This window comes from Pseudomonas sp. AB6 (genome assembly GCF_034314105.1).
In the GTDB taxonomy this organism is placed as follows: Bacteria; Pseudomonadota; Gammaproteobacteria; order Pseudomonadales; family Pseudomonadaceae; genus Aquipseudomonas.
Genome location: NZ_JAVIWJ010000001.1, coordinates 2403750 through 2428955, shown reverse-complemented (window position 1 = coordinate 2428955; position 25206 = coordinate 2403750). Strand labels below are relative to the sequence as shown.

Sequence of the window (25206 nt, the reverse complement as noted above, 5' to 3'; positions counted from 1 at the left end):
CCAATAAATTGGCGAAAAACTTAGCTGAAAACGTATCAGAATTGTAACAACAGGGTTAACAACTTTTTGACGCTTTATTAAGACGATTTCTTCATAACGGTTATGCCAAAAAAAACTTATGCGTAGTTCTGATTTACAGACATTGTTTCACTCGTAAATCGCTTAATGGCTAACGCTATAGGGGGTTTTAGACGATTCTAAGAAAAGTTCAAACACCATTAAAAAAATAAAGCGGCGCTGCAATAAAGGTCAAAAACAAAGTTATACGAGGTGACGTTTTATTGTCGCTGCATACTGGCTTAGTGATATTGCGTTTCTTTTGATGAACAGGTTCTTGAACGATATGTAGTATTTACATCGGATTTTGTAAGAAAGCCGTTCTTCGAGGTGCGGTGCTTTTACAGGTCCAGTAGCCGACAGACGTCGGTAACGGAGGAGTGGATATGGCCAAGTTGATCGGTACCGTCACGCACGTTGTGGGCGAAGTTTTCGCGGTTACGGGGGATGGAACCCACCGCGCTCTGGTAGCGGGTGATCAGGTATTTGCAGGTGAGCGCCTGCAAACCGGTCCAGTGGGTGCCGTTGCGGTGCACCTTACTGACGGTGGTGAGCTGACGTTGGGCCGTGACAGCAGCATGCCGCTGACCCCTGAAATTCTGGCCAACCATGCGACACACATCGACACCCCGGACACGACAGCGCCTACCGAGGCGCAATTGACCGATGTTCAACAGTTGCAGCAAGCTATCGCGGCCGGCGGTGACCCGACAAAGATTGCTGACCCAGCTGCCGCTGGTCCGGCTATTAATGACGTAGCGGGCGCATTGGGGGGCGGACATTCCTTCGTTTTGCTAACTGAAGTGGGTGGGCGTGTCGATCCGGTAGTCGGTTTCCCGACCGCTGGCTTGAGCAGCGCACCGATATTCCCTGAAGGTCAAGTCGCTCCCCTCACGGATAACGGCTCGGGCACTCCCGCAGAGGTCATTGCACCGCCGGATAACGGTTCGGGTAATCCCGCAGGGGGCGTTGCACCGCCTGATAACGGCCCGGGAAGTCCCCCAGGGGGCGTTGCACCGCCTGATACCAGTATCAGCATTGTTGGATTGAACGTGAGTAGCGGTGAACTGACCGTCAACGAGGCCAATTTGCCCCTCGGTTCTGCGGCCAATCCTGGCGCATTGACCCAAAGTGGAAGTTTTACCATTAACGCTGCGGACGGGTTGAAAGGTTTGACCATTGATGGCGTTAACGTAATTACCAATGGCAAAGCGAGTGGTTTCCCCCAAGCGATTGATACCGGGCTGGGCAATACGCTGACCGTGACCGGCTATAACTCCCAAACTGGCGTGGTCTCCTACACCTACACCTTAAATGGTGCGCAATCCCATGCTCCCGGCAATGGCACTAACGACATAATCGACCATCTTCCAGTGGTAGCGACCAATAACGATGGGAATGTGGCCACCGGTAGTGTCGACGTTAACATCATCGACGACGTACCTAAGGCGTTTGACGACAGCAACCCAAACATAGCGTCCGAAAGCCTGCTTACCCTGACCGGTAACGTGCTGACCAACGACATCCAAGGCGCTGATCGCATTCCGAGCGGTCCGATTGTTGGCGGTACTTTTGTCGGTACATACGGCACGTTGGTGCTGGCGGTGGATGGCTCTTACACCTACACCCTCCATCCCCATGATCCGAGTTTCATCAAGCTGCATGATGGGGGCAATGGCACTGATACGTTCACCTACACCCTCAAGGATGCGGACGGCGACACCAGCCAGGCAAACCTGGTGTTGCAGGTTCACAACAACGATGACCCGGTACTGATAACCGGTTTGAACGGCGAGGGCACTGACGCTACGGTTTATGAAAAAAACCTTGGCACTGGCAGCAGCCCGGATGCTGCTGCGCTGACGCAAACCGGCACGTTCACCGTGACTGCCGCCGACGGCCTGCAAAGCCTGTCCATCGGCGGCCTTAATGTGGTGGCGGCGGGGGTGGCCAGTGGTGTCGGCCAATCGTTAACCACCGGGTTGGGTAACACCCTGACCATCACCGGTTTTAACACCGCAACCGGCGTAGTCACTTACAGCTACACCTTGAACGGCGCCGATACCCACCCGACGGGCGACGGCGCCAACAGCCTTATCGAACATTTCAATGTGGTTGCCACCGACACGGAAGGCTCGGTGAGTAATGCTTCGTTGAACGTCAGTGTGGTGGATGACGTACCCACCGCGATCAACGACAGCAACCTAAACATAGCGTCCGAAAGTCTGCTTACCCTGACCGGTAACGTGCTGACCAACGACATCCAAGGCGCTGATCGCATTCCGAGCGGTCCGATTGTTGGCGGTACTTTTGTCGGTACATATGGCACGTTGGTGCTGGCGGTGGATGGCTCTTACACCTACACCCTCAATCCCCATGATCCGAGTTTCATCAAGCTGCATGATGGAGGCAATGGCACTGATACGTTCACCTACACCCTCAAGGATGCGGACGGCGACACCAGCCAGGCAAACCTGGTGTTGCAGGTTCACAACAACGATGACCCGGTACTGATAACCGGTTTGAACGGCGAGGGCACTGACGCTACGGTTTATGAAAAAAACCTTGGCACTGGCAGCAGCCCGGATGCTGCTGCGCTGACGCAAACCGGCACGTTCACCGTGACTGCCGCCGACGGCCTGCAAAGCCTGTCCATCGGCGGCCTTAATGTGGTGGCGGCGGGGGTGGCCAGTGGTGTCGGCCAATCGTTAACCACCGGGTTGGGTAACACCCTGACCATCACCGGTTTTAACACCGCAACCGGCGTAGTCACTTACAGCTACACCTTGAACGGCGCCGATACCCACCCGACGGGCGACGGCGCCAACAGCCTTATCGAACATTTCAATGTGGTTGCCACCGACACGGAAGGCTCGGTGAGTAATGCTTCGTTGAACGTCAGTGTGGTGGATGACGTACCCACCGCGATCAACGACAGCAACCTAAACATAGCGTCCGAAAGTCTGCTTACCCTGACCGGTAACGTGCTGACCAACGACATCCAAGGCGCTGATCGCATTCCGAGCGGTCCGATTGTTGGCGGTACTTTTGTCGGTACATATGGCACGTTGGTGCTGGCGGTGGATGGCTCTTACACCTACACCCTCAATCCCCATGATCCGAGTTTCATCAAGCTGCATGATGGAGGCAATGGCACTGATACGTTCACCTACACCCTCAAGGATGCGGACGGCGACACCAGCCAGGCAAATCTGGTGTTGCAGGTTCACAACAACGATGACCCGGTAACGCTCAACGGTCTGGAAGTTTGTGGCGGCGAGCTGACTGTCTATGAGAAAAACCTCAGTAACGGTTCCAGCCCTAATTCGGCGGCGCTGACTCAGCACGGTGAATTCGTGGTGCATGCTCCGGACGGCTTACAAAGCCTTAACGTAGGTGGGATTGACGTTATTAGCGGCGGCGAGATTCAAGGCTTCCCAGCGTCTGTTTCGACGGTGATCGGCAGTTTGTTGACAGTCACCGGGTATAACGCCGAAACCGGCGTGGTCAGTTACAGCTACACCCTCCAACACAACGCATTGCAAGCTGACGGTGACGGCGCCAACAGTATCAGCGAACACTTTACGGTGGTCGCCAACGACGGTGAAGGCAGTTCGGCTTCGGGTGTGATTGATGTCAATGTGGTTGACGATGTGCCCACTGCGCATGCTGATAAAGTCGGCGTAGTGGAGGGCGGCACGGTGCACGGCAACGTGTTGACCAATGACGTCATCGGAGCTGACGGTCCTGGCGCGGGAGGCGCAGTGGTGGGCGTGCGGGCCGGTGGTGATACTTCACAGGCCGCATACGGAAGCTTGGGCGCCTCCGTAGTCGGGATTTACGGCACGTTAGTATTGGACGCATCAGGCAATGCGACCTATCACAGCAATCCTGACTCGGTGGGTCGTTCAGGCGCACATGATGTGTTCACTTATTCAATTCGCGATGCGGACGGTGATGTCAGTACCACGACTATCTCCATTAATGTGACTGACTCCTGCCTTAAAGCCGTTTGCGCTCAAGGCGTCACCGTGTTTGAAAATGCTTTGGATTTGACCCAAAGTGGCCACGACCTCGCGCCTGGCACGGTGGTTGGCAGCATGCCCGATTCGCCTGCGGAAACTGCTTCGGGCACCTTGGTGGGTTCGGTGTCAGGCGCTGCGGGCACAGTCAACTACAGCTTGGTGGGCAGCAATAACGGAACCTTGGTGAGTCAATATGGAGAGATTCACCTCAACGGCGATGGCACCTATACCTACACGCTGACTTCGGCACCGAAAACGTCACCCATTGCTAACGATGGGGCAAACGTCGAGCACGACATCTTCACCTATAGAGCCACGGATGCCTCGGGCAATACGGCGACTAATTCCTTAACGATCAACATTGTTGACGACGTACCAACGGTGGTTTGCAGTGAGCGCACTTCGCCAGTAGTGGGTGTTGATTCAAACCTGCTGCTAGTGATTGATGTATCCGGCAGCATGGCCGATGCGTCGGGCGTCTCTGGCTTGTCTCGTCTGGCCTTGGAGAAGCAGGCGATCAGCGCGTTGTTCGACAGGTATCAGGAGCTGGGCGATGTAAGGGTTCAGATTGTGACCTTTAGCAACGGTGCCACCGATAAAACACCAGTTTGGGTTGATATCGCCACAGCTAAAGCGATCATCAGCACGCTGACTGCCGGTGGCGAAACTAACTACGACGCAGCGGTCGCGGTGGCCAAGCAAGCGTTCGCTACCGACGGTGCAATAGTTGGAGCGCAAAATGTTGCCTACTTTCTGTCTGACGGTAACCCGACCCATAACGAAAACATTGGCACTGCCGATGAAATCAGTTGGAAGGCCTTCCTTGACGCCAACGACATCAAGGCCTACGCAATTGGCCTCGGCTCAGGCATCAGCAACACTTACCTCGACCCTTTGGCATATGACGGTAGTACTCACACCGACACCAATGCGGTGCTGGTCACCGACCTGAGCGCACTCGATGCGGTGCTGAGCGGCACGGTGCAGGGCGTGCCCATTACCGGTAGCCTGATGACCGGAGGTACCTTTGGCGCGGACGGCGGGTTTATCAAAACGATCGTCGTCGATGGGACATCCTATTCCTACGATTCCAAAGCCAACCATGGACAAGGGGGGGTTAGCGTGGTGGGTGCCAGCCACGGCACGTTCGACACAACCACCAATAGCATTACGGTCGCTAGTCACAATGGAGGCACCTTGGTCGTTGACATGGACAACGGCGAATATACTTATACCCCTCCAAAAGTTGGCACTACGGCACTGACGGAAACGTTTGGCTTTGTGGCGAGCGACAACGATGGCGACCTGGCAGGTGCCAATCTGCTGGTTAACGTTAACCCTAATGCCCCTCCCGTGGCGGTGGCTGATAACGTCATCACTAACATTTTGTCGCCTACCATCACGGTGCCTGCAGCGTTGCTGCTGGCCAACGACACTGATCCCAATGGCGATAAGCTGACGGCATCGCCCACTACCTTCACAACAGGTTGGGCGGCAAAAGGCGCCGATTTCACCGCGCTTAACGCCAATCCCATTAATTTTGGTGGTACCAGCAACAGCAGCGCTAATGAGTTGAAAACCGTAGAGCGTAGTGACTTCTTTAACAGCGCAGGTGCGCTTACCGCGTTGGTGGTGCTTAACGGCTATTTAGGTGCGGCCAATGCTGTGGCCGCTAACGCACAAGATCTCTACAACGTGACCTTGCACAAAGGCGAAACTGTGACCCTGCATAATTCCCAGGATGAAACTCACGTTTCAATGCAGTGGCAGGACATCAATGGTGTGTTCTCCACGGTTGCCAATGGTCATTCCTTCACGGCCACTGACGATGGTGTGTATCACTTGCATGTGACCAACATCGTTAACACCAGCGGTTCTGCTGCAAGCGCAACGGCAGCTGAAAGCTATCAACTGCAGATGACGGTTAATTACTCCGGCGCGCAAGACCTAACGTCCGATTCGCACGGCACCTACACCGCCAATGACGGCCACGGTGGAACCAGCGTTGCCGATGTGACCCTTCATTACCAGGCGGGCAACACGTTGCAAGGCACCAACCATAATGACGTTTTGATCGGTGGCCCGGGCAGCGTTCATCTACATGGTGGTGATGGCAATGACGTGCTTCAGGCGGGTAGCGGCAATAGCGAGCTGTTTGGTGACAACGGCAATGATATTTTAATCAGCGGACCGGGTAACGATTTGCTCGACGGCGGCGCTGGCAACAACACTGCCAGCTACGCTAACGCTACAGCGGGGGTACACGTTGACTTGAGCATAATAACTGCGCAGAACACCCTCGGTGCCGGGACTGACACGCTGGCCAACATCGACAACCTTATAGGCTCGCACTTCAACGACACGCTGATAGGGGACAGTGGCAGCAACATCATCAATGGCGGGTTGGGCGACGATATTCTCAACGGTGGGGGCGGTGATGACATATTGATCGGTGGACTGGGTAACAACACGTTGACGGGTGGCAGCGGCAACGACACCTTCAAATGGGAGCAAGGAAACTTTGGCCATGACTTGGTGACGGACTTCAGTATCGGCGTCGATAAGCTTGATTTGTCACAACTGTTGCAGGGTGAAAATTCGAGCGCGGCCTCACTGGATGACTACTTGCACTTTAAAGTCAGTGGCGCCGGCGCAAGTGTAGTCACCACCATTGAGATCAATTCCATCGTTGGCCAGGCCCCCACTCAAACCATCGACTTGGCCGGGGTCGATCTGGCAAGCCACTACGGCGTTACGCCTGGGGCGGGCGGAATGGTTGCAGGCGGCCATGACGCAGCCTCGATCATTACCGGGATGATCACTGACCATTCGTTGAAAGTGGATACGGTGTGAGTTAAGGCGGGAAAACGTTAACGGCGCGGTGTGTCTGGCACACCGCGCCGTTTGCTTCGAGAATGAATTCTATCCCACGGATCTGTCGTGATTCGATCTGCGGCTTCGCCACAAATTGGTTCTACAGAGGGGTGCATCTCCTGTAGAGCCAATTTGAACTGGCGAGCTTTGTTTTATCAGTGATGGCGAGGTTTGAGGATCGCTGGAGCAGGCTTCTCGTCTGGTGCCTGACATAGCAGGTACAGCGCAGTGAGTGCCTCTGGAATTTGCACGATCATGTCGTCCATCAGGTTCGAATCTTTTGCAATGTCCTCAAACTCGGGTTGTTCATCGAACAAGCCCGATCCGACCATTATGGGTAGCAGCATTTCGCTGACTTCTTCTTCAGCGCTTTCAAACCAGGCGTTTTCGCGCAGAAACACGCCTTCCATGAATCCGATACACCAGCCGCGCAGCTCGGAATCGTCGGGGTCATCGCCCAGATCCAAGTCACAGGGCAGCTCGAACTCTTCGTCCGAAGCCAGCTGGCGCGCGATGTGCGCTTGCAACTGAATCAACGTGGTTTCGATTTCTTCGCGCTGAGCGTCGTCGGTGTAATGCGGCACCTCAGAGAACAGTGTGTCGATCCATTCACGGCTCGGCACCGCTTCAGCACAGATCGACAGCGCGGTCAGGTAGCCGTGGGCGGCCACGTAGTCCAACGCTTCGTCGTGCAGCTCGTCGGCGTCGAGGAAAACTTGCAGGCGGGTTAGTTGCTCAGCGAAGGACATTGAAAGACTACCTTGGGAATAAACGATGCTGAATTCTAGGCTGTGTACGGCCTGCGCGCCAGCAAGTCAGGTGTTAGAAGCGGTAACAGGGTTAATTTCAACCGCTGATGTGGCTGCCGTCCCTAGCTTGGAAACCCTCGGGTATAATCCCGCGCTTTGCGATGCTGCCAAGGGTCGCAACCGGCTGTAGCAGGATTGTTTCTGCGATTTGTGGGGTTTTTATGCTCGAACAGGCTCAACGCGTACTTAAAGACATCTTCGGCTACGACAGTTTCCGTGGTCGTCAGGGTGCCATTATTGAGCGCGTTGCTAACGGCGGCGATGCCTTGGTATTAATGCCCACCGGTGGCGGCAAGTCCTTGTGTTTCCAAGTGCCTGGGCTGTTGCGAAACGGTTTGGCCGTGGTGGTTTCACCGCTGATTGCGTTGATGGATGATCAAGTGGCAACACTTGAAGAATTGGGCGTTTCGGCGGCAGCTCTGAACTCCACGCTAAACGCCGAGCAGCAACGTGATTTGGCCAATCGAATTCGTTTGGGCGAAATCAAGATGCTTTATCTGGCACCTGAACGGCTTGTCCAGCCACGGATGCTGGCGTTTCTACAGAATCTGCAAATTGCCTTGTTCGCCATCGACGAAGCCCACTGCGTATCGCAATGGGGCCACGATTTTCGCCCCGAATACCTGAAGCTGGGGCAACTCGCTGAACTCTTCCCGGACGTACCGCGCATTGCGCTGACTGCCACGGCTGATAAACGGACCCGAGAAGAGATTGTCGAACGACTGCATTTGCAGAAGGCTGAGCGGTTCTTGTCCAGCTTTGATCGTCCAAATATCTTTTATCGCATCGTGCCCAAGGAACAGCCGCGCAAACAACTGTTGGCGTTCCTGTCCGAGCGACGCAGCGATGCCGGTATCGTTTATTGCCTGTCGCGTAAAAAGGTCGATGAAGTCGCGGCGTTCCTTTGCGAAAACAAATACCCGGCGTTGCCCTATCACGCGGGCTTGCCCAATGAAATCCGCGCTGCTAACCAAAAGCGTTTCCTCAATGAGGAAGGCTTGATCATGGTCGCCACAATCGCCTTTGGTATGGGCATCGACAAGCCCAACGTGCGTTTCGTCGCACACATGGACTTGCCCAAATCACTGGAAGCCTATTACCAGGAGACCGGCCGTTCAGGTCGCGATGGTTTACCTGCCGATGCCTGGATGGCCTACGGTCTGCAAGATGTTTTGATGCTCAAGCAGATGCTGCAAAACTCTGAAGGTGACGAGCGTCATAAACGCCTTGAGCAACACAAACTCGACGCCATGTTGTCTCTCTGTGAAGAAACCCGCTGCCGTCGCCAAACGTTATTGGCGTATTTCGACGAAGACATGCCTAAACCTTGCGGCCACTGCGATAACTGCGTTGATGGTGTGCAAACCTGGGATGCCACCGAGCCGGCGCGCCAGGCTTTATCTGCGATCTACCGTACCGGCCAGCGCTATGGAGTCGGTCATTTAGTAGACGTGCTGCTGGGCCGCGACAATGACAAAGTGAAAAGCTTTGGCCATCAGCACTTGGCGGTGTTTGGCGTTGGCAAGGCGCGCGCCGAAAGCGAGTGGCGTTCGCTGTTTCGCCAGTTGGTGGCTCGTGGGTTAGCTGATATTGACCTGGAAGGCTATGGCGGCCTGCGCTTGAGCGACACTTGTCGGCCGCTGTTGCGCGGCGAGGTTACGCTGGAACTACGTCGTGATCTGAAACCACAAACCGCCCCGAAAAGCGGTTCTGGCAGCCCGGCGAGCCAATTGGTCCGTGGCGAAGAGCGAGAACAGTGGGAAGCGCTTCGTGCCTTGCGGCGCAAATTGGCCGAAGAGCATGGCGTACCTCCTTACGTGATTTTTCCGGATTCGACGCTGCTTGAAATGCTTCGCAGCAAACCTGGTTCGATGTCAGAAATGGCCCAAGTCAGCGGCGTAGGTGCGCGTAAATTGGAGCGTTACGGTGAGGCGTTTCTCGAAGTGCTAGGGGGCGCAGCCGAGGCCCCGAGAGTAGTCGCTGACCTGCGTCATGAACTGATTAGCCTGGCGCGGGCGGGTATGACCCCGCTGCAAATTGCTGGTCAGTTGCAATGCTCGGAAAAGAATGTCTATACGATGTTGGCAGAGGCTATCGGTAAACAGCAGTTGTCGCTGGAACAGGCATTGGACCTTCCCGAGGACTTGCTTAGTGAAGTGCAGGACGCGTTTCTTGACGGCGAAGGGGAGTTGCCTCCGGTATCCGCCGTGGCGGCACAGTTCACCGGACGTGTACCGGAAGGCGTGTTGTATTGCGTACGAGCCGCGTTGCAATCTGAATTCGAAGTCTAACTTATCTGAACTTAACAACGATGAACTGTAGGCGTTACCCAGTCCTGCGACGATTCGCTACAAGCGGGCCACTTGCCTCCATCCGAATGTCATGGTTAGCTGACTAATAATTAGTACAAGCCTTTAATCATGAGTTTTCTATGCCCTTAACTGATCAACATCGCTTCGGAATGCAATTGGCGCACATGTCCCGCGGCTGGCGTGCCGAGCTTGACCGACGCTTGGCCGATCTTGGATTGTCGCAAGCACGCTGGTTGGTGTTGTTGCACCTCGCACGCTTTGATGAACCGCCGACTCAGCGCGAGCTGGCGCAAAGTGTCGGCGTAGAAGGGCCGACTCTCGCGCGCTTGCTGGACAGCCTGGAAACCCAAGGGCTGGTTCGCCGCCAAGCTGTGGTTGAAGATCGTCGAGCAAAAAAAATCCTGCTGAGTGATACGGCCCGTCCCTTGATCGAAAAAATTGAAACAATTGCTACGGCGTTGCGCAAAGAGTTGTTTGAGGGTGTTGACGAGGAGGAACTGCGCATTTGCATGCAAGTTCACGCAAAAATTCTCTCAAACCTCGAGAAATCTTGAGCGTCGAGTATTCACCGATGGGGTGATTCTTATAAGCTTGGGCATTGTTTCACGCGTGAGCGTATTGCGCGGAAATTGCCTTCACACTTGCGCCATCTATGTGTAGAGGTTGAGTGTGCCGCGAAGCGAGCGTTGGTTTCTATAGGGATTTTCATGCTGAAGAGTTCTCAGGTTGCGCTCGCATGGGTTAATCGTCCGTCGCGGCGGTTAGTGCGTCGTTGGTGTTTGGCTGCTGCCGCCATTTCGTTGTTATATTCGGCCTTGGCCTCAGCCCTGGGGCTGGGTGAGATCACATTGCATTCGGCGTTGGATCAACCCTTTAACGCCGACATAGAACTGCTTGAAACCGCTGGTCTTACAGCCGACGACATCCATGTAGGCCTTGCATCGCAAGATGCCTTTAGCCGAGCGGGTGTCGACCGACTGTTCTTTTTGAATGATCTGCACTTTACGACGGTTATCAATGGCAGCCATGGTGTCGTGCACGTGGTGTCGAGAAAGCCGGTTATCGAACCTTATTTGATTTTTCTGGTGCGATTGGCACGTCCCAATGGCGATCTTGTACACGCTTACACGCTGTTGATCGATCCTCCCGAATCATCTCAGGGCCGGACTGCATCACGGGGCCGATGGATTGAGCCTAAAGGCAATAACCCTGTAGAAGCGCGCATGCCAGTCGCGCCTCCGCAAGCAGTGCAGGGTAATCACTACACAGTCGTTAGCGGTGACAATCTGGGCGCCATTGCCCGACGGTTTCACGATTCAGGCAGTAAATCTTCTGCAAATGACCTTTCCCGCGGCATACAAGCGCTTAACCCTCAGGCGTTTTCGAACGGCAGCGGCACGCGCCTGAAAATCGGACAAAGCTTGTTGCTGCCGGATACGGTGGTGTTAGCCCGCTCGCCCGAAGGGCCTGTCTCGCCTTCTACTGCACTGCCGGCCGCCGACAGCTCGGCATCGGAACCCATTGTCAGTGCAGAACAGAAAACTGCTGAACTGTTGGCCGCCGATGTCATTGAGAACCAGCAACTGACTAAATCTGTGGGAGATCTTAAAGTTGAACTGCAGGGCCTTCAGAATCAGATTACCGGTAAAGACAAGCAAGTAAACGACTTGCAAACTGCGCTGGCTGAACTCAAAGCCAAGCCGGTTGCACCGAGTGCTGCTGTGCCCGTTGTAGGGACGTCGCCTTCAAGGACTGCCCCCGAAGATAATTCATTCATCAGCATCCCCTTGCTGATTGGCGCCTTGTTATTGCTGCTTCTTCTGCTAGGGCTGGCTTACGCTGTCCGGCGCAAGCGACTGCAAAGTCTGCCGCCTGCGCAAGCGGCATACGTGACACCCGATCCGACAACGCCATCACCCATGACTGCGCGAGTAGTCGAGTCGCCCGCAGTAACGGTCGTTCCCGTGGCGCCTGCTCTCGTTGCATCAAGCGCTTCAAACCAGCGCCTTGCGGGTGTCGCAACTGATGCATTGGACGGGGCTAGCATTTATATCGCATATGGCCGGTTCTCTGAGGCGTTAGGTATTTTGCGTGAAGCATCGCTAAAGCAGCCGCAACGTACTGATCTGCGGCTGAGAATTCTGGAGTTGTTGGCGGAGCAAGGTGACGTCGATGGTTTTGCTCTGGAAGAGCATGCCTTGCTCGATGACGGTGTAAGTGCCGATTCCGTACAAGAGGTTCGTGCGCGCTATCCTCAGTTTTTCATCAAGCCCGAGCTGACTGAAGTACCGTTACCCGAGGTGCCAGCAGAGATCGTGTTGAAGCCGGGGCTGGCAGCCCCGCAATCGGACTCTCGCTTCATTGAGCCTCAAACACCTGTTCCAATCGCCCAGCCCGTTGATGAATTTCATTTGAATCTGGATGACTTGTCGATGGATGCGGGTTGGGATCTTGTCGATCCGTTCGAACCCCCGCCCGCCATGCGCAGTAAATCGGTAACGGATGACGCAGTGGAAATAGAACCTGAGTTTTCATCCAATCTGACCGAGTTTCCAGAGGTTCTCGAAATACCCAATGAGCTGTTTCTTAGCGATTTCGCTGAGCCGGAACCGAATATTCAATCCAATAACGATTCGCTGGATGACGATTTTCTTGACGGCTTCATCAATGATTCCAAAGAGTTTGATTTGCTGGACCTCGCCAATGATGAGCCCCTGAGCAAACTCAACCAGGCGCAAGTGCTGATTGATGACGGCGAGTTGGACGATGCGCGTGCACTGCTGCAGGAAGTAATCAAGGGCGGTGACGAAGAACACCAACGCACAGCCCAAAATTTGTTAGCGAGAATCAGCTGAGGCTACGTATGCCCATTGCCAAATCTGAAATTGTCATCACCTATTGCACGCAGTGCCATTGGCTGCTGCGCGCTGCTTGGCTCGCTCAAGAGCTGCTCAGTACTTTTTCCGATGATCTGAGCAGGGTTTCTCTGGAGCCGGCGACAAATGGGGCGTTCAGCATTACCTGCAACAGTGTGCAGATTTGGGAGCGCAAGGCCGATGGGGGCTTTCCCGATGCCAAAGTGCTCAAGCAACGCGTTCGCGATCAAATCGACCCGCAACGCGACCTTGGGCATAACGATCGCGTGCAAGATTAGTCAGCTAGCCTGATTAAACTTATGCCGATGCAGCGTTTTCTTCGACTGCGGATGTATAGATCGAATTTTTGGGGAAGGCGAATACCCGCTCCAGCATGGGTTCGAAAAAGCTTAATGGCAGGGTTTTATAGTCCGGATCGAAGGCCGCGGCATCGTAATTGGCGCAAAATTCGATGGTCCGCTGGTACTGCGGGTGATCTTTGAATTGTTCGCGCAACAGCCGATCCATGCCTAGGTGGTGGAAGAAATAATAGCCTTGAAAGATCCCGTGCTTCTCGACCATCCACAGATTTTCCGCGCTGACAAAGGGCTTGAGAATAGCCGCCGCGATGTCCGGGTGGTTATAGGAACCTAGCGTATCGCCGATGTCGTGGAGCAGCGCGCAGACAACGTATTCCTCATCGCGACCATCTTGGTATGCCCGGGTGGCAGTTTGCAGTGAATGGGTCAGTCGGTCGACCGGGAAACCGCCAAAGTCTCCATCCAGCAGCCTAAGGTGAGTCAGGATTCGTCCCGGAAGTTGCTTGGCATAAGCGGCAAAGTCCTTGGCAATAACCATCCAGTCTTCTTGAGTGCCGTCTTGCATGTGGGTGAAGCGTGCCTGAGTGTTCATTGTCGGTCCTGTCATTATTAGAAGTGGACAGGGTCCAGTCTAGGCGTTGCAAGTTTTCCGACAGTGGCCGTCAAGGACGCTTTGCTGGCCCAGCGCGCCGCGGAAGGCCTGCGGGGCCCTAAAAACGTATCTTTCTCAGCAACATCTCATGGTACTTGTTTAAGGCTCAAGCGTATCCTTGGCCGCACTGGCTGCAGGGCGCGGCTTACTTCGAATAAGAAATCATGAGCGAAAGAACGACTTCTGCCAGTTGGGCCACGGGTATCGTCAGGTCATTGGAACTGGATGGTCTGGATTGCCGTGCGCTGTTCAAAGAGCTCGAGCTGGATTACACCGAGCTCGATAACCCTGATGCACGCTTTCCCCAGGACTCGCTGACCCGGCTTTGGCAGCGAGCGGTTGCGCTGTCAGGTAATCCAGCGATTGGATTAAACATGGCCAAAGTCGTGCGTCCAGGCTCCTTCAGCGTTGCGGGTTATGCACTGATGTCGAGTCAAACGCTCAAGGACGGATTTGCGCGGCTGGTAAGGTACCAGCGAATCATTGCTGAAAGTGCTGACTTAAGTTTTCGTCTGCTGGCTGAAGGCTATGCGCTGATCTTGACCGTGCATGGCGACCACCTTCCGCCCACCCGGCAAAGCGCAGAAGCTTCGATGGCGTCGGCCTTGGCGTTTTGCAGTTGGCTCACCGGGCGGACGCTTCAACCGCGTCGGGTTTTGATTCAGGGAGACCCACCCAAGAATATGGAGCCGTACAGGCAAGCATTCCATGCGCCGATGACATTCAATGCTCCCTACGACGCTCTCGTGTTTGATCGTGCCGACATGGAGGCGCCACTACCTACGGCCAATGAGGCCATGGCGCAATTGCATGATCGTTTTGCCGGTGAATACTTGGCCCGGTTTTCTGAAAGCCGTGTCACTCACCAGGTTCGGCAAGCGCTTTGTCGGTTGCTGCCGCAAGGCGAGCCTAAGCGTGAGATGGTCGCGCATCGTTTACATTTGTCCCAGCGCACGTTGCAGCGACGGTTACAGGAGGAGGGCACCAGCTTTCAGATATTGCTCGATGACACTCGCCGCGAACTGGCCGAGCAATATCTGGCGCAGCCGCAAATGACCCTGTTGGAAATCGCCTATTTGCTTGGCTTTGCCGATCCCAGCAACTTCTTCCGTGCCTTTCGTCGTTGGTTTGACACAACTCCGGGCGAGTACCGCGCCCGGATATAAGAGGTGGTAATTAAATCCGCTGCTCGCTCGTTAGAAGCTACGTCCGCCATCTAGAATGGCCGATCATTTTTTCAGGAGAAACCCGATGGAGGCGCTCGACGCTTTGCTAAACCGCGTATCAGTCCCACGGCTGATTGATCCGGCACCCGACGCCGCTCAGCGAGAACTATTGTTTGCTGCGGCTTTGCGTGCACCCGATCACGGCCAGTTGCGACCGTTTCGTTTTTTGACTGTTGAAGGACATGCCCGACAGCAGATGGGGGATTTGCTGGCACAGGCGCTGCAACTCAGTGGCGCTGAACCGAACGCTCAGGTTTTGGAAAAAGCGCGCCTCAGCCCGCTACGCGCGCCGTTGGTGGTCGTTGTTATTGCCAGGTTGCAGGAACACTTTAAAGTGCCCAAGCAAGAACAACTGATCACCGCAGCCTGTGCTGCCCACGCAATTCTGAATGCTGCGTTCGCTCTGGGAGTGGGTGCTGTCTGGCGCACCGGTGAGTTGGCCTATTCAACGCATGTCGCAAAAGGACTGGGGTTGGAATCTGGCGAGGAGGTCGTTGCATTTCTCTACCTGGGTACTCCGCAAAACGAACCGCGCACCGCGCCTAAGCGCGATACCGCTGATTTTGTAAGTCAGTGGGGTGCGTTGTAGCAAATGCGATTGCTACACGTATTGTGATTGCTGCGCGCCTGAAGAAACACCGGCAATAATGGGTTCCAACGGCAAATCGATACTCGCCACAAAGCCGCCTTCAGGGTGGTTGGTCAGTATTAGGTTGCCGCCGTGACGTTCTGCTGCGCGTTTGGCGATGGCCAGGCCCAAGCCGTAGCCAGGCGTCGTCTGACCGGGAGCTCGGTAGAAGGGTTCGCCCAGTTGCGGTAAAAATTCGGACGATACTCCGGGGCCATGGTCACGCACGCTGATGAGCAACCTATCACCCTCACGCTGTGCCAGAAGCTCGATAGTTTCTCCCACAGGATTAAAGCGCAGGGCGTTACGTAACAGGTTGTCCAGTGCGCGCTCAAGCATGTCCGGCCAACCTTGCAGCTCAACGTCATTGCGAGCGCTAACCTGTATCTGCTGATCTGCGGCATTGAGCAGTGCATCGCTTTGCAAATGGTGCAGCATCTCGCCCAAGTCGACTGGTTCGGCCTCTCCAAAATCGGCGTCCAGACGCGCCAGCACCAATATTTCGCTGATCAATGCTTCCAGCCGGTCGCATTCGCGAGCCAATCGCGGCCAGAGCTTCTCGCGCTCGGCTGGTTCTGCGCGCTCAGCCAAGGCCAATGCGATGCGCAGGCGCGCCAAGGGTGAGCGTAACTCGTGTGAGACGTCGCGCAGTAGTTGCCGCTGGCTGCCAATCAATGCTTGCAGGCGGGCGCCCATACGGTTGAAGTCTGTGGCCAACACGCCGAATTCGTCGCGGCGGTTTGCCAGTTGCGCCAAGCTGTTTTGTTGATAAGTGGTCTGTCCCAAATCATGCACTGCGCCGCGCAATCGGCTGAGCGGACGAGTGATGGATAACGTGACCAATAAACTGAAAAGTGTCAGTACCACCAGCGCAATACCTAGGGCACTAAGGGGCCAAATCAGGCTATTGCGGTGCCAGGCGTTCAGCTCCGGGTGCGGGATGCGATAAATAAACAAATAGGTTTCGCCGCTTTTTGTGCTGGTGTACTCGGTGGTCAAACGACGCCACGGCAATTGCTTGGGGTCATTATGCTGGCGAGCTTCAAGTGCTGCTGCACGCGGTGGGAATGTGCCGCGTACCATCGCCTCACCGCTTTCGTTGAGCACTTGAACGTCAATGTGGTAACGCCGTTTCCGTTGTTGCAGATATTCCTGCGCAGTTTCTTGACCCTTTTCGTCATACAGCTCTGTCCAGTTCTGCGCCAACTTGGCAATTCCCGGGTGCCGACTAAGGATCCAAGCGTCCTGATTAAGCATGTGCCCGAGCAAAATCGACAGCCCTGCTACCAAGGCTATAGCTAACCAGAAACTCGCCAGAACTCGCCAAAACAATGAACGCACGTAGATTCCTCAGGACGATAAAACCCGACGCATTGTCATGTGTCGGGCGGGCCAAGCCAGTGTCTATTTAGATTCCTGAGACTTTTGCGCTTTCCAATCCTGGAATTCGGTGTGGTCGGCCCGACGTTGAGCCTCCTGTTGCTGGATCACGTCGAACTGTTTTTGCTGGTCAGGCTTTAGCAGCACCCGAACGTCGCTCTGGGCTTTGAGGTGCTTGGCATCCAACTCATCCTGCATGCTCTTCTGCTGAGCAGGTGGCAGCATTTGTAGATAACGCTCGGTGATTTCTTTGCGGCTATGCCGTTGCTCTAACATTATTCGCCCGATTTGTTGGCGTTGATCGTGGGTCAGGTTCAGTTGGCTGTAGGGGCTGTGGTGACGCATTTCATCATCGTGACCACCACCCTCTACAGGAGGCATGGCCATCGCAATGGTTGGCAGAGCAGCAGCAAGCAGCAGAGCGATTAAAGTCTTACGCATAGTGAATCTCCTTGTCTCGTTTTCGACTCGAGGCCGGTTGAGGCCAGTGTAGGGAGAGCAAGGTCAACGGCGGTCAGGCGACAGTAAAGCTTGGGTAAAGATGCAAAATCATCTTTTAGAGACCACTGCGCCCTTGAGTCGTGCTGTAAACGAGATTTTTTACAGCCGATTACCGGCAAAGGCTCTTCTGAGTTTTCGGAGCCTTCGGCAGCCTCTGTAGCAAAATCTGCCTATCGCCAAATCGGTGGACAGAGTTCGTTTGCGAAGGCCTCAGTTCTGACACCCTGAAACCTAAAAATACACAAATTTTCATCCGGTTTGCTGAGAGACCTGCTACAGACGGCAGGGGTTTCAAGCGCTGTAGTAATAACCGCGACTGCGCAGGGCTACGATTCTCGGACGGCCGTCGGCGTGGGGGCCGATTTTTTTGCGCAGGTTGCTGACGTGCATGTCCAAGCTACGGTCATACAGCGTTAACTTACGACCCAGTGCCAGCTGGGCGAGCTCTTGCTTGTCCAGCGGCTCGCCGGGTTGACGCAACAACGCCTCAAGCAACCGGCTCTCTGAAACAGTCAGGGTGAACTCATGTTCGTCGATAGTTACCACGCCGCGCACCGGGCTGAAGCAAAGATCCCCCAGTTCGAGCTGGCTTGACGCCGCTGTGGGGTGACTGCGGCGCAGGACTGCCCGCAATCGGGCCGTCAATTCTCTGGGGTCACAAGGTTTTGCCAGGTAGTCGTCGGCGCCCAGTTCAAGGCCGAGAATACGGTCCAACGGTTCGCCGCGGGCTGACAGCATCAGTACGGGCAAATCAGGGTGATCAGTACGTAATTGTTTAAGCAACTCCAGACCGCTGCCATCAGGGAGCATCACGTCTAATACGACGGCCGCTGGTGGCGGTAGTTTCGCGAGTGCGCGTCGGGCGCTGCTGCCATCGTGGCAAAAATGTACGTGAAAACCTTCCTGGCTTAGCCAACTGCTTAGAAGCTCACAGAGCTCCTCGTCATCATCAATTAGTAACAGTTCGCTCATGACTCACTCAATTTAGCCACTGCCGACGTTGTCTGCGCCAGCCGCTGGCAAAAATACCGCAAAGAAGGGCAATCATAGCCACACCGCCGCCAGTAACGAACCATTGCTGTTGCTCAGTGAACATGCGCAGCGGCGCAGCTGCCAGCGATTCTTTGAGTTGCAACGTGAGGCGTTGGTTTTCGAGACGCAGGCGACTCAGTTGTGAACTCTCAGGTTCGGTGTTTGTGTTTTGAATTTGTTGGCTCAATTTTTCGCGTTGTTGCTCGCTCGCCGTGAGGCGCTGTTGCAAATCGGCGATCCGGTTACCCGTACTTAGCGGTAACACTATGGACCCTGCGGGGGTAGAGGTTTCTTCAGCCTGGGCGTTAATGCCAACGCTCAATAGAACCAACAACAAGCACATCGAACCTGAACGCATCTGAACGCCTATATTTTTTTTGAGTGTCGGCGGGTTATCGGCAGGTTGAGCGCAATCGTGAGCAATACCGAATTGATCGGTTGGCGCCGCTTGGTAAACGCGGCGTCGGCGCTGTGGTTTAAGGCAATACTTGCTTGAACGGCTTGACCACCACATTGGCATATACGCCAGCGGCGACATAAGGATCAGCGTCGGCCCAGGTTTGCGCTGCTGTTAGGGATTCGAACTCGGCGACGATCAAGCTGCCGGAGAAACCGGCACTGCCAGGATCGTTGCTATCTATAGCCGGGTGCGGGCCGGCCAGTACCATTCGGCCTTCATCTTTTAGTGCAATCAGGCGCGCCAAATGATCAGGTCTTGCAGTCAGCCTTTTTTCCAGCGAATTAGCGACGTCGGTCGCAACGATTGCGTAGAGCATATTCATTCCTTGGTTTCAGGCGTTGAAGGGTCCGCGTCGTGCAGGTGGCGGGCGAGGAATATCCCTTGACCCAGTAGAAACAGTAAGGTCAGGCCAAGACTGCCGAACACTTTGAAGTCGACCCAGTAATCCTGATAAGTAAAGGCCACATACAGGTTAGCTGCGCCGCAGAACACGAAGAAAATGATCCAGGCGATATTCAATCGAGTCCAGATCGCCTGCGGCAAGGTCAGTGCGTGGCCCATTATGCGTTGGATCAGCGGACGATCACCGATGAAATGACTGCCGAAAAATGCCAGAGCAAATACCCAGTTGACCACTGGTGCCTTCCACTTAAGGACGGCCTCGCTATGGAACGCCAAGGTCAAGCTGCCAAACACCAGGCAAGCAAGCAGTGTGAGCCATTGGCTTTTTTCCAGCCGACGCTGAGTGATGAACAAAATGCCATACACAACGATCGAACTGATGATCAACATCGCTGTGGCGCTGAAAATTCCACCCACCATGATGCTATGGCCAAGGATGTCGACGGCACGAGGTTCGATTTTGTACACGATAAAAAACAGCAGCAGCGGAATGAAGTCGATGAATTGTTTCACAATGGCAGCCAGATGCAGGATGTGGCGGCATAATAACAAACATCAATGACTGCGAAAGCGCTACCTATGAATGTTGACCTGCACTGCCACAGCACCGCTTCCGATGGCGCATTAGCGCCTGCGGTTCTTGTTGCGCGTGCTTATGAAAACGGTGTGCGGATGCTCGCCCTGACCGATCACGATACCCTCGAAGGACTCGAAGAAGCCCGTAATGCGGCGCTTGCGCTGGGGATGCAGTTGGTTAATGGTGTCGAATTGTCCTGCACTTGGGGCGGTGCCACCATTCACGTTTTAGGCTACGATTTCGACATACAGGCCCCCGTATTGATCGCGGCTATTGAGCGTTTGCACCATGGCCGCTGGTTGCGTGCGGAGGAAATAAGCCGAAAATTGGCGATCAAAGGTATGCCTGGAGCCTTGGAAGGGGCTCGATCCATCCAGAAAGAGCTCGGTGATAGCGGCAATGCGCCCGCTCGACCGCACTTCGCAGACTTTATGGTAAGGGCCGGTTTCGTCAAGGATCGCGCCGAGGCATTTCGTAAATGGCTGGGCGCTGGCAAACTGGGCGACGTCAAGCAACATTGGCCAACGCTGGAGGAGACCGTCGCGACCCTGCGCGAAGCCAACGCATGGGTCAGTCTGGCCCACCCTTGGCACTATGATTTCACCCGTAGTAAACGCCGTAAACTGGTCGCCAACTATCTTCAGGCCGGCGGTCACGCTATTGAGGTAGTCAACGGCCTGCAGCCTGCAATACAGGTCGGCGGTCTGGCTATTTTGGCTCGTGAGTTTGGTCTGCTGGTAACTGCCGGTAGTGACTTTCATGCCCCTGGCGCGTGGTCCGAGATTGGCATTTATCGCCCGTTGCCCGAGGATTTACCGCCACTTTGGTGTCGATTCAAACATGACCAGCCTACTGCTGTCTGAACAGGAAGATACCGTGAGTCAATTTTTCCAGGTGCACCCGGAAAACCCGCAGGCGCGTCTGATAAAGCAAGCAGCTGAGATCATCAAGGCGGGCGGTTTGGTGGTGTATCCCACGGACTCGTCCTACGCGCTGGGTTGTCAGATCGGCGATAAAAGCGCTATTGAGCGCATCCGTCGTTTGCGCCAATTGGACGATAAGCACAACTTCACGTTGATGTGCTGTGATTTATCGCAGCTCGGTACTTACGCTAAAGTAGATACAGCAGCGTTTCGCGCGCTTAGAATTCATACGCCGGGGCCGTACACGTTTATTCTTAATGCCACCCGCGAAGTACCGCGGTTGATCCTGCATCCTAAGCGCCGGACAATTGGCCTGCGGGTGCCTAGCCACCCCATCGCTCAGGCATTGTTAGTGGAACTGGGCGAGCCGTTGATGAGCGTGAGCTTGATCATGCCCGGCGAGACCGTCCCGTTGAGCGACCCCTACGAAATGCGTCAACTGCTGGAGCATCAGGTTGACTTGATCATTGACGGCGGTATCGGTGGCATCTCGGCGTCTACCGTGATTAATTTGGCAGACGGCGAAGCACAAATAATCCGCGTGGGCTGCGGCGACCCGCGACCGTTCGAGGTTGAAGCCTGAATGGCAGCGGCGGCTAACGTGGAACCGGCAATCCTGGACAACCAGGCAGGCGCTCAGCAAGAGTTGCCATTCGCCATGGTCTACGGCCAGGCGGTGATGCACATGCCGCAAGACCTCTATATTCCGCCGGACGCGCTGGAAGTGTTTCTTGATGCGTTCGAAGGTCCGCTAGACTTGCTGCTATACCTGATTCGCAAACAGAACATTAATATTCTCGACATCCCCGTGGCCGAAATCACTCGGCAATACATGGGGTATGTCGAGCTGATGAAAACTGTGCGCCTGGAGTTGGCGGCGGAGTATCTGGTAATGGCCGCTATGTTGGCCGAAATCAAATCGCGCATGCTGCTGCCGCGTTCTGCGGAGATTGAAGCCGAAGAAGATGATCCTCGGGCCGAGTTGATCCGGCGTCTGCAACAGTACGAGCGCTTCAAGGCGGCGGCTGAAGGCATTGATGGTTTAAGCCGGGTTGGGCGTGATGTTGTTGTGCCTAAACTGGACGCGCCCGAAGCCCGGGCCCGGCGACTGCTGCCAGACGTCAGCCTTGAAGAGTTATTGATGTCCATGGCGCAAGTGCTGCACCGAGGCGATATGTTTGAAAGTCACCAGGTGAGTCGTGAGGCGCTGTCGACCCGTGAACGCATGAGCGATGTGCTTGAACGCCTCAAAGGCGGTGGTTTCGTGCCGTTTTCCGAACTGTTTAAGGCCGAAGAAGGGCGCCTCGGTGTAGTCGTGACCTTCATGGCGATTCTGGAGCTGGTTAAAGAATCCTTGGTCGATCTAGTGCAAAACGAGGCCTTCGCGGCGATTCACGTCCGCGCAAGAGCCGAATAACCGAGCAAAGAGCCAAAGCATGAACTTGACCGACCCCCGCGAGCTAGTCACCCTGCTCGAAGCCTTTTTGCTGGCCTCTGGAAAACCACAAGCGCTGGAGCGCCTCTTTGAGCTGTTTGAGGACGGCGAGCGTCCGGAGCCGCCGATATTTAAAAAAGCGCTGCAGCTGCTGGAAAAATCTTGTGAAGGCCGCGCATTTGAACTCAAGGAAGTTGCGTCCGGCTATCGCTTGCAAATCCGTGCGCAATATTCGCCGTGGGTGGGGCGCTTGTGGGAAGAACGACCGCAGCGTTATTCCCGGGCGATGCTGGAAACCATTGCGCTGATTGCTTATCGTCAACCGATTACCCGTGGCGAAATCGAAGATGTGCGGGGCGTAGCGGTTAACAGCCACATCGTCAAAACCCTGTTGGATCGCGAATGGATCAGGATCGTCGGCTACCGCGAAGTGCCGGGCAGGCCCGCGATGTTTGCTACGACCAAGGCGTTCCTCGATCATTTCAACCTGAAAAACCTTGATGACTTGCCGCCTTTGGCTGCACTACGCGAACTAGAACCTGAGCCCATGCTCGATTTCGACGACGCTCCAGTACCCGCCAGCCTGCAAGCCCTGGCCGACGCCAGCCTCGACCCGGACGCTGAACCAGGGCCGCCAAGGGACGAAACCAGCTTCCGCAGTTTATTGGTCGAACTTGACTCCATGGAGTTGGGTCTCAAGACAGACTTTGATGATTTATTGCGGATTGATCTCGCTGAGCCAGACGAAGTCGGTAAAGACCCCTCATAGGGAGTTCGCAAATTTTCGGTAGGACGAACTTGTTCGCGGAGATTCCTGCAGCACCGGGGTGCTCAGATAGACCGAGTTGCCTGCTTCGCGAACAGGTTCGCTCCACCCTATGCCCAAGGCTCCACTTTTTCAGGACTCTTCCATGAGCAGCAAAAATCCCTGCATCAGTGTCTGCAAGTTCGATGATGACATCTGCGTGGGGTGTGGCCGCAGCAAACATGAAATCAAGGCTTGGAAAAAGCTCGACAAGGCTGACAGGCGCACGGTGCTGGCCGATTCTGCGAAGCGTTTGATCCAGATGAAGGCCGCCGGTCGGCGGAAAAAGAGGTAGGTCTACGCAATTGCACTAGTCTTTGGTGCGCAGTAGGCGCCTTGCGCGTATGATTCGCGACCTTTTGCGATTTCATACATCGCCATAGGCTTCAGATTCAGCAATCAGCTCGCGCCATTTCTCAGCGCGACCTGTTATCGACACACCGGGAGGTGCCCAGATGAGTGACAAAGACACGCTTGACAGCAAAGAAGACGGCCCAGCAGGCGAAAAACTGCAAAAGGTTCTGGCACGTATTGGCGTAGGTTCACGACGTGACGTCGAAGACTGGATCAGCCAAGGCCGAATCAAGGTCAATGGCAAAGACGCGACCCTCGGTCAACGCGTCGACCTGCATGACGCCATCAGCGTTGATGGCCGCGTGATAAAACGCGAAGAGACGGCCGAATCGGTACGTCGCGTCATCATGTACAACAAACCAGACGGTGAAATTTGCACCCGTGACGACCCAGAAGGTCGCCCGACGGTGTTTGATCGCTTGCCGCGCCCGAAAGAGGGCCGCTGGGTCAACATCGGTCGTCTGGACATCAACACCACCGGTTTGCTGATGTTCACCACTGACGGTGAATTGGCCAACCGCCTGATGCACCCGTCTTTCGAGATGGACCGTGAATACGCGGTCCGTGTGCGTGGCGAAGTCGATGACGACATGCTGCTGCGCCTCAAGACCGGTGTAGTGCTGGAAGATGGACCGGCGCGTTTCACCGACATTCAGCAAGCGCCGGGCGGTGAAGGCTTCAACCATTGGTACCACTGCGTCGTGATGGAAGGTCGTAACCGCGAAGTCCGCCGTCTCTGGGAATCCCAGGGCCTGGTGGTCAGCCGCTTGAAGCGTGTGCGTTACGGTCCGGTTTTCCTTAACTCCGACCTGCCGATGGGTCGCTGGCGCGAAATGAGCCAGTACGAAGTCGACACCCTCAGCGCCGAAGTGGGCCTGACGCCGGTTGCTCAGCCGCAAATGAACGCCAAGACCAAAGACAAGATGGAGCGTCTTCAGCGTCAATCGTCGCGCCCATTGGGCAAAGGCGAGCGCGTTCGTACCTTGCGTCCGGCCAACCCGGGCGCTCCGGCACCGACTGGTGAGCGTGCGCCACGTCAGCCGCAAGTGACCGGTAGCGAGCGCGACCGTCCTCGTTCGGAAGGCAACCGTGACACGCGTCCGTCAGGCCCGCGTTCCGACTCGTCGGGTCGTGCTCCGCGTCCTGCCACCGGGCGTTCCGGTGCAGGCGGCGAGACTAATCGTCCGTTGCGTGGCCGCAGCGAAGGTGCTGAACGTCCTGCACGCAAACCGCGTGAAGACGGTGCCAGCGCTCCGCGTACTCCGCGCAGTGATTCGGCCGAGCGTTCGCCGCGTGCGCCGCGTGGTGATTCACCTCGCACTCCGCGTCCAGCCAACGGGCGTTCGGACAGCCGCGGCACGCCAGTCGCAGAACGTCCAAGTGACGTGAGCAAGCGCCCAGCCAAGCCTAAACAGCAGCGTGCGGGCATTGTTCTGGTAGACAACGGCAAGCCTTCGGGCAAACGCAACGGTCCGCCAGCAGGCTCTGGCCAGCGTCCAGGCTTTGGTCGTCGCAAACCGCAGTAATCGTCTGGCTTTAGCAGCAGATGTAAAAAAACGCTAACCGAGAGGTTGGCGTT

Annotated in this window: 21 protein-coding genes; 13 read left to right on the top strand and 8 right to left on the bottom strand. The window is 55.4% G+C overall.

From position 1 onward, the window contains the following. Nucleotides 1-443 precede the first annotated feature (443 nt). Complete coding sequence (locus RGW60_RS11425; RefSeq protein WP_322204715.1) at nucleotides 444-6935, top strand: retention module-containing protein; 6492 nt, start codon at nucleotides 444-446, stop codon at nucleotides 6933-6935. A gap of 176 nt (nucleotides 6936-7111) precedes the next feature. Here RGW60_RS11425 and RGW60_RS11420 read toward each other — a convergent pair whose 3' ends face one another. Next, entirely contained in the window at nucleotides 7112-7705 is a 594-nt protein-coding gene (locus tag RGW60_RS11420) for a YecA family protein (RefSeq protein ID WP_322204714.1), read from the bottom strand. A gap of 221 nt (nucleotides 7706-7926) precedes the next feature. On the opposite strand from RGW60_RS11420, the gene recQ reads away from it, so the two are divergent. The 4 genes from recQ (at nucleotide 7927) to RGW60_RS11400 (ending at nucleotide 13231) form a co-directional block, all read left to right on the top strand. Beyond that, on the top strand, nucleotides 7927-10056 hold the full coding sequence (gene recQ / locus RGW60_RS11415) for a DNA helicase RecQ (RefSeq protein ID WP_322204713.1): 2130 nt from the start codon (nucleotides 7927-7929) through the stop codon (nucleotides 10054-10056). 140 nt (nucleotides 10057-10196) lie between these two features. Beyond that, a complete protein-coding gene (locus tag RGW60_RS11410; protein WP_322204712.1) occupies nucleotides 10197-10631 on the top strand; it encodes a MarR family transcriptional regulator in 435 nt (144 codons plus the stop codon). Nucleotides 10632-10784: 153 nt separating this feature from the next. Then, nucleotides 10785-12932 (top strand): FimV/HubP family polar landmark protein, encoded by a 2148-nt coding sequence (locus RGW60_RS11405; protein WP_322204711.1) that lies wholly within the window; start codon nucleotides 10785-10787, stop codon nucleotides 12930-12932. A gap of 8 nt (nucleotides 12933-12940) precedes the next feature. After that, nucleotides 12941-13231 carry a SelT/SelW/SelH family protein gene (locus RGW60_RS11400; RefSeq protein WP_322204710.1) on the top strand — a complete coding sequence of 97 codons (291 nt, stop codon included), beginning with the start codon at nucleotides 12941-12943 and terminating at the stop codon, nucleotides 13229-13231. A gap of 19 nt (nucleotides 13232-13250) precedes the next feature. Here RGW60_RS11400 and RGW60_RS11395 read toward each other — a convergent pair whose 3' ends face one another. After that, entirely contained in the window at nucleotides 13251-13844 is a 594-nt protein-coding gene (locus RGW60_RS11395) for an HD domain-containing protein (protein ID WP_322204709.1), read from the bottom strand. A 224-nt stretch (nucleotides 13845-14068) separates the two neighbouring features. Between RGW60_RS11395 and RGW60_RS11390 the strand changes: the two genes are divergently transcribed. Both RGW60_RS11390 and RGW60_RS11385 read left to right on the top strand, forming a co-directional pair. Next, nucleotides 14069-15070, top strand: a complete 1002-nt coding sequence (locus tag RGW60_RS11390) for an AraC family transcriptional regulator (RefSeq protein WP_322204708.1) — start codon at nucleotides 14069-14071, stop codon at nucleotides 15068-15070. 85 nt (nucleotides 15071-15155) lie between these two features. Then, nucleotides 15156-15719 (top strand): nitroreductase family protein, encoded by a 564-nt coding sequence (locus RGW60_RS11385; protein ID WP_322204707.1) that lies wholly within the window; start codon nucleotides 15156-15158, stop codon nucleotides 15717-15719. A gap of 12 nt (nucleotides 15720-15731) precedes the next feature. On the opposite strand, the gene RGW60_RS11380 is transcribed toward RGW60_RS11385, so the two are convergent. The 6 genes from RGW60_RS11380 to RGW60_RS11355 all read right to left on the bottom strand — a co-directional run bounded on the left by RGW60_RS11380 (nucleotide 15732) and on the right by RGW60_RS11355 (nucleotide 20046). Further along, on the bottom strand, nucleotides 15732-17099 hold the full coding sequence (locus RGW60_RS11380; protein ID WP_322204706.1) for a HAMP domain-containing sensor histidine kinase: 1368 nt from the start codon (nucleotides 17097-17099) through the stop codon (nucleotides 15732-15734). Nucleotides 17100-17162: 63 nt separating this feature from the next. Beyond that, complete coding sequence (locus RGW60_RS11375) at nucleotides 17163-17579, bottom strand: LTXXQ domain protein (protein ID WP_322204705.1); 417 nt, start codon at nucleotides 17577-17579, stop codon at nucleotides 17163-17165. 351 nt (nucleotides 17580-17930) lie between these two features. Then, nucleotides 17931-18611 (bottom strand): response regulator transcription factor, encoded by a 681-nt coding sequence (locus RGW60_RS11370; RefSeq protein WP_322204704.1) that lies wholly within the window; start codon nucleotides 18609-18611, stop codon nucleotides 17931-17933. 7 nt (nucleotides 18612-18618) lie between these two features. Next, the gene (locus RGW60_RS11365) at nucleotides 18619-19029 is read right to left on the bottom strand and encodes a translation initiation factor 2 (protein WP_322206897.1); all 411 of its coding nucleotides are present in this window, start codon (nucleotides 19027-19029) and stop codon (nucleotides 18619-18621) included. 118 nt (nucleotides 19030-19147) lie between these two features. Beyond that, a complete protein-coding gene (locus RGW60_RS11360; RefSeq protein ID WP_322204703.1) occupies nucleotides 19148-19447 on the bottom strand; it encodes a YciI family protein in 300 nt (99 codons plus the stop codon). A gap of 2 nt (nucleotides 19448-19449) precedes the next feature. After that, a complete protein-coding gene (locus tag RGW60_RS11355) occupies nucleotides 19450-20046 on the bottom strand; it encodes a septation protein A (protein WP_322204702.1) in 597 nt (198 codons plus the stop codon). A gap of 66 nt (nucleotides 20047-20112) precedes the next feature. Here RGW60_RS11355 and RGW60_RS11350 point away from each other — a divergent pair, with 66 nt between their 5' ends. The 6 genes from RGW60_RS11350 (at nucleotide 20113) to rluB (ending at nucleotide 25153) form a co-directional block, all read left to right on the top strand. After that, nucleotides 20113-20973 carry a PHP domain-containing protein gene (locus tag RGW60_RS11350; protein WP_322204701.1) on the top strand — a complete coding sequence of 287 codons (861 nt, stop codon included), beginning with the start codon at nucleotides 20113-20115 and terminating at the stop codon, nucleotides 20971-20973. Between the two features lie 13 nt (nucleotides 20974-20986). Continuing rightward, nucleotides 20987-21616: an L-threonylcarbamoyladenylate synthase gene (locus RGW60_RS11345; protein ID WP_322204700.1), complete on the top strand. Its 630-nt coding sequence runs from the start codon at nucleotides 20987-20989 to the stop codon at nucleotides 21614-21616. Between the two features lie 135 nt (nucleotides 21617-21751). Further along, complete coding sequence (locus RGW60_RS11340) at nucleotides 21752-22450, top strand: ScpA family protein (RefSeq protein ID WP_322206896.1); 699 nt, start codon at nucleotides 21752-21754, stop codon at nucleotides 22448-22450. A gap of 19 nt (nucleotides 22451-22469) precedes the next feature. Continuing rightward, the gene (gene scpB / locus RGW60_RS11335) at nucleotides 22470-23237 is read left to right on the top strand and encodes an SMC-Scp complex subunit ScpB (RefSeq protein ID WP_322204699.1); all 768 of its coding nucleotides are present in this window, start codon (nucleotides 22470-22472) and stop codon (nucleotides 23235-23237) included. 142 nt (nucleotides 23238-23379) lie between these two features. Beyond that, on the top strand, nucleotides 23380-23568 hold the full coding sequence (locus RGW60_RS11330; RefSeq protein WP_322204698.1) for a DUF1289 domain-containing protein: 189 nt from the start codon (nucleotides 23380-23382) through the stop codon (nucleotides 23566-23568). A 160-nt stretch (nucleotides 23569-23728) separates the two neighbouring features. Beyond that, the gene (rluB, locus tag RGW60_RS11325; protein WP_322204697.1) at nucleotides 23729-25153 is read left to right on the top strand and encodes a 23S rRNA pseudouridine(2605) synthase RluB; all 1425 of its coding nucleotides are present in this window, start codon (nucleotides 23729-23731) and stop codon (nucleotides 25151-25153) included. The last annotated feature ends 53 nt before the right edge of the window (nucleotides 25154-25206 follow it).

Bases quoted from the DNA above. Each gene is read 5' to 3' on its own strand.
- RGW60_RS11370 (WP_322204704.1), bottom strand. From the start codon at position 18,611: ATGAGCGAACTGTTACTAATTGATGATGACGAGGAGCTCTGTGAGCTT.
- RGW60_RS11365 (WP_322206897.1), bottom strand. From the start codon at position 19,029: ATGCGTTCAGGTTCGATGTGCTTGTTGTTGGTTCTATTGAGCGTTGGC.
- RGW60_RS11390 (WP_322204708.1), top strand. From the start codon at position 14,069: ATGAGCGAAAGAACGACTTCTGCCAGTTGGGCCACGGGTATCGTCAGG.
- scpB (WP_322204699.1), top strand. From the start codon at position 22,470: ATGAACTTGACCGACCCCCGCGAGCTAGTCACCCTGCTCGAAGCCTTT.
- RGW60_RS11350 (WP_322204701.1), top strand. From the start codon at position 20,113: ATGAATGTTGACCTGCACTGCCACAGCACCGCTTCCGATGGCGCATTA.
- RGW60_RS11400 (WP_322204710.1), top strand. From the start codon at position 12,941: ATGCCCATTGCCAAATCTGAAATTGTCATCACCTATTGCACGCAGTGC.
- RGW60_RS11420 (WP_322204714.1), bottom strand. From the start codon at position 7,705: ATGTCCTTCGCTGAGCAACTAACCCGCCTGCAAGTTTTCCTCGACGCC.
- rluB (WP_322204697.1), top strand. From the start codon at position 23,729: ATGAGTGACAAAGACACGCTTGACAGCAAAGAAGACGGCCCAGCAGGC.
- RGW60_RS11360 (WP_322204703.1), bottom strand. From the start codon at position 19,447: ATGCTCTACGCAATCGTTGCGACCGACGTCGCTAATTCGCTGGAAAAA.
- RGW60_RS11405 (WP_322204711.1), top strand. From the start codon at position 10,785: ATGCTGAAGAGTTCTCAGGTTGCGCTCGCATGGGTTAATCGTCCGTCG.
- RGW60_RS11395 (WP_322204709.1), bottom strand. From the start codon at position 13,844: ATGAACACTCAGGCACGCTTCACCCACATGCAAGACGGCACTCAAGAA.
- RGW60_RS11385 (WP_322204707.1), top strand. From the start codon at position 15,156: ATGGAGGCGCTCGACGCTTTGCTAAACCGCGTATCAGTCCCACGGCTG.
- RGW60_RS11410 (WP_322204712.1), top strand. From the start codon at position 10,197: ATGCCCTTAACTGATCAACATCGCTTCGGAATGCAATTGGCGCACATG.
- RGW60_RS11425 (WP_322204715.1), top strand. From the start codon at position 444: ATGGCCAAGTTGATCGGTACCGTCACGCACGTTGTGGGCGAAGTTTTC.
- recQ (WP_322204713.1), top strand. From the start codon at position 7,927: ATGCTCGAACAGGCTCAACGCGTACTTAAAGACATCTTCGGCTACGAC.
- RGW60_RS11330 (WP_322204698.1), top strand. From the start codon at position 23,380: ATGAGCAGCAAAAATCCCTGCATCAGTGTCTGCAAGTTCGATGATGAC.
- RGW60_RS11375 (WP_322204705.1), bottom strand. From the start codon at position 17,579: ATGCGTAAGACTTTAATCGCTCTGCTGCTTGCTGCTGCTCTGCCAACC.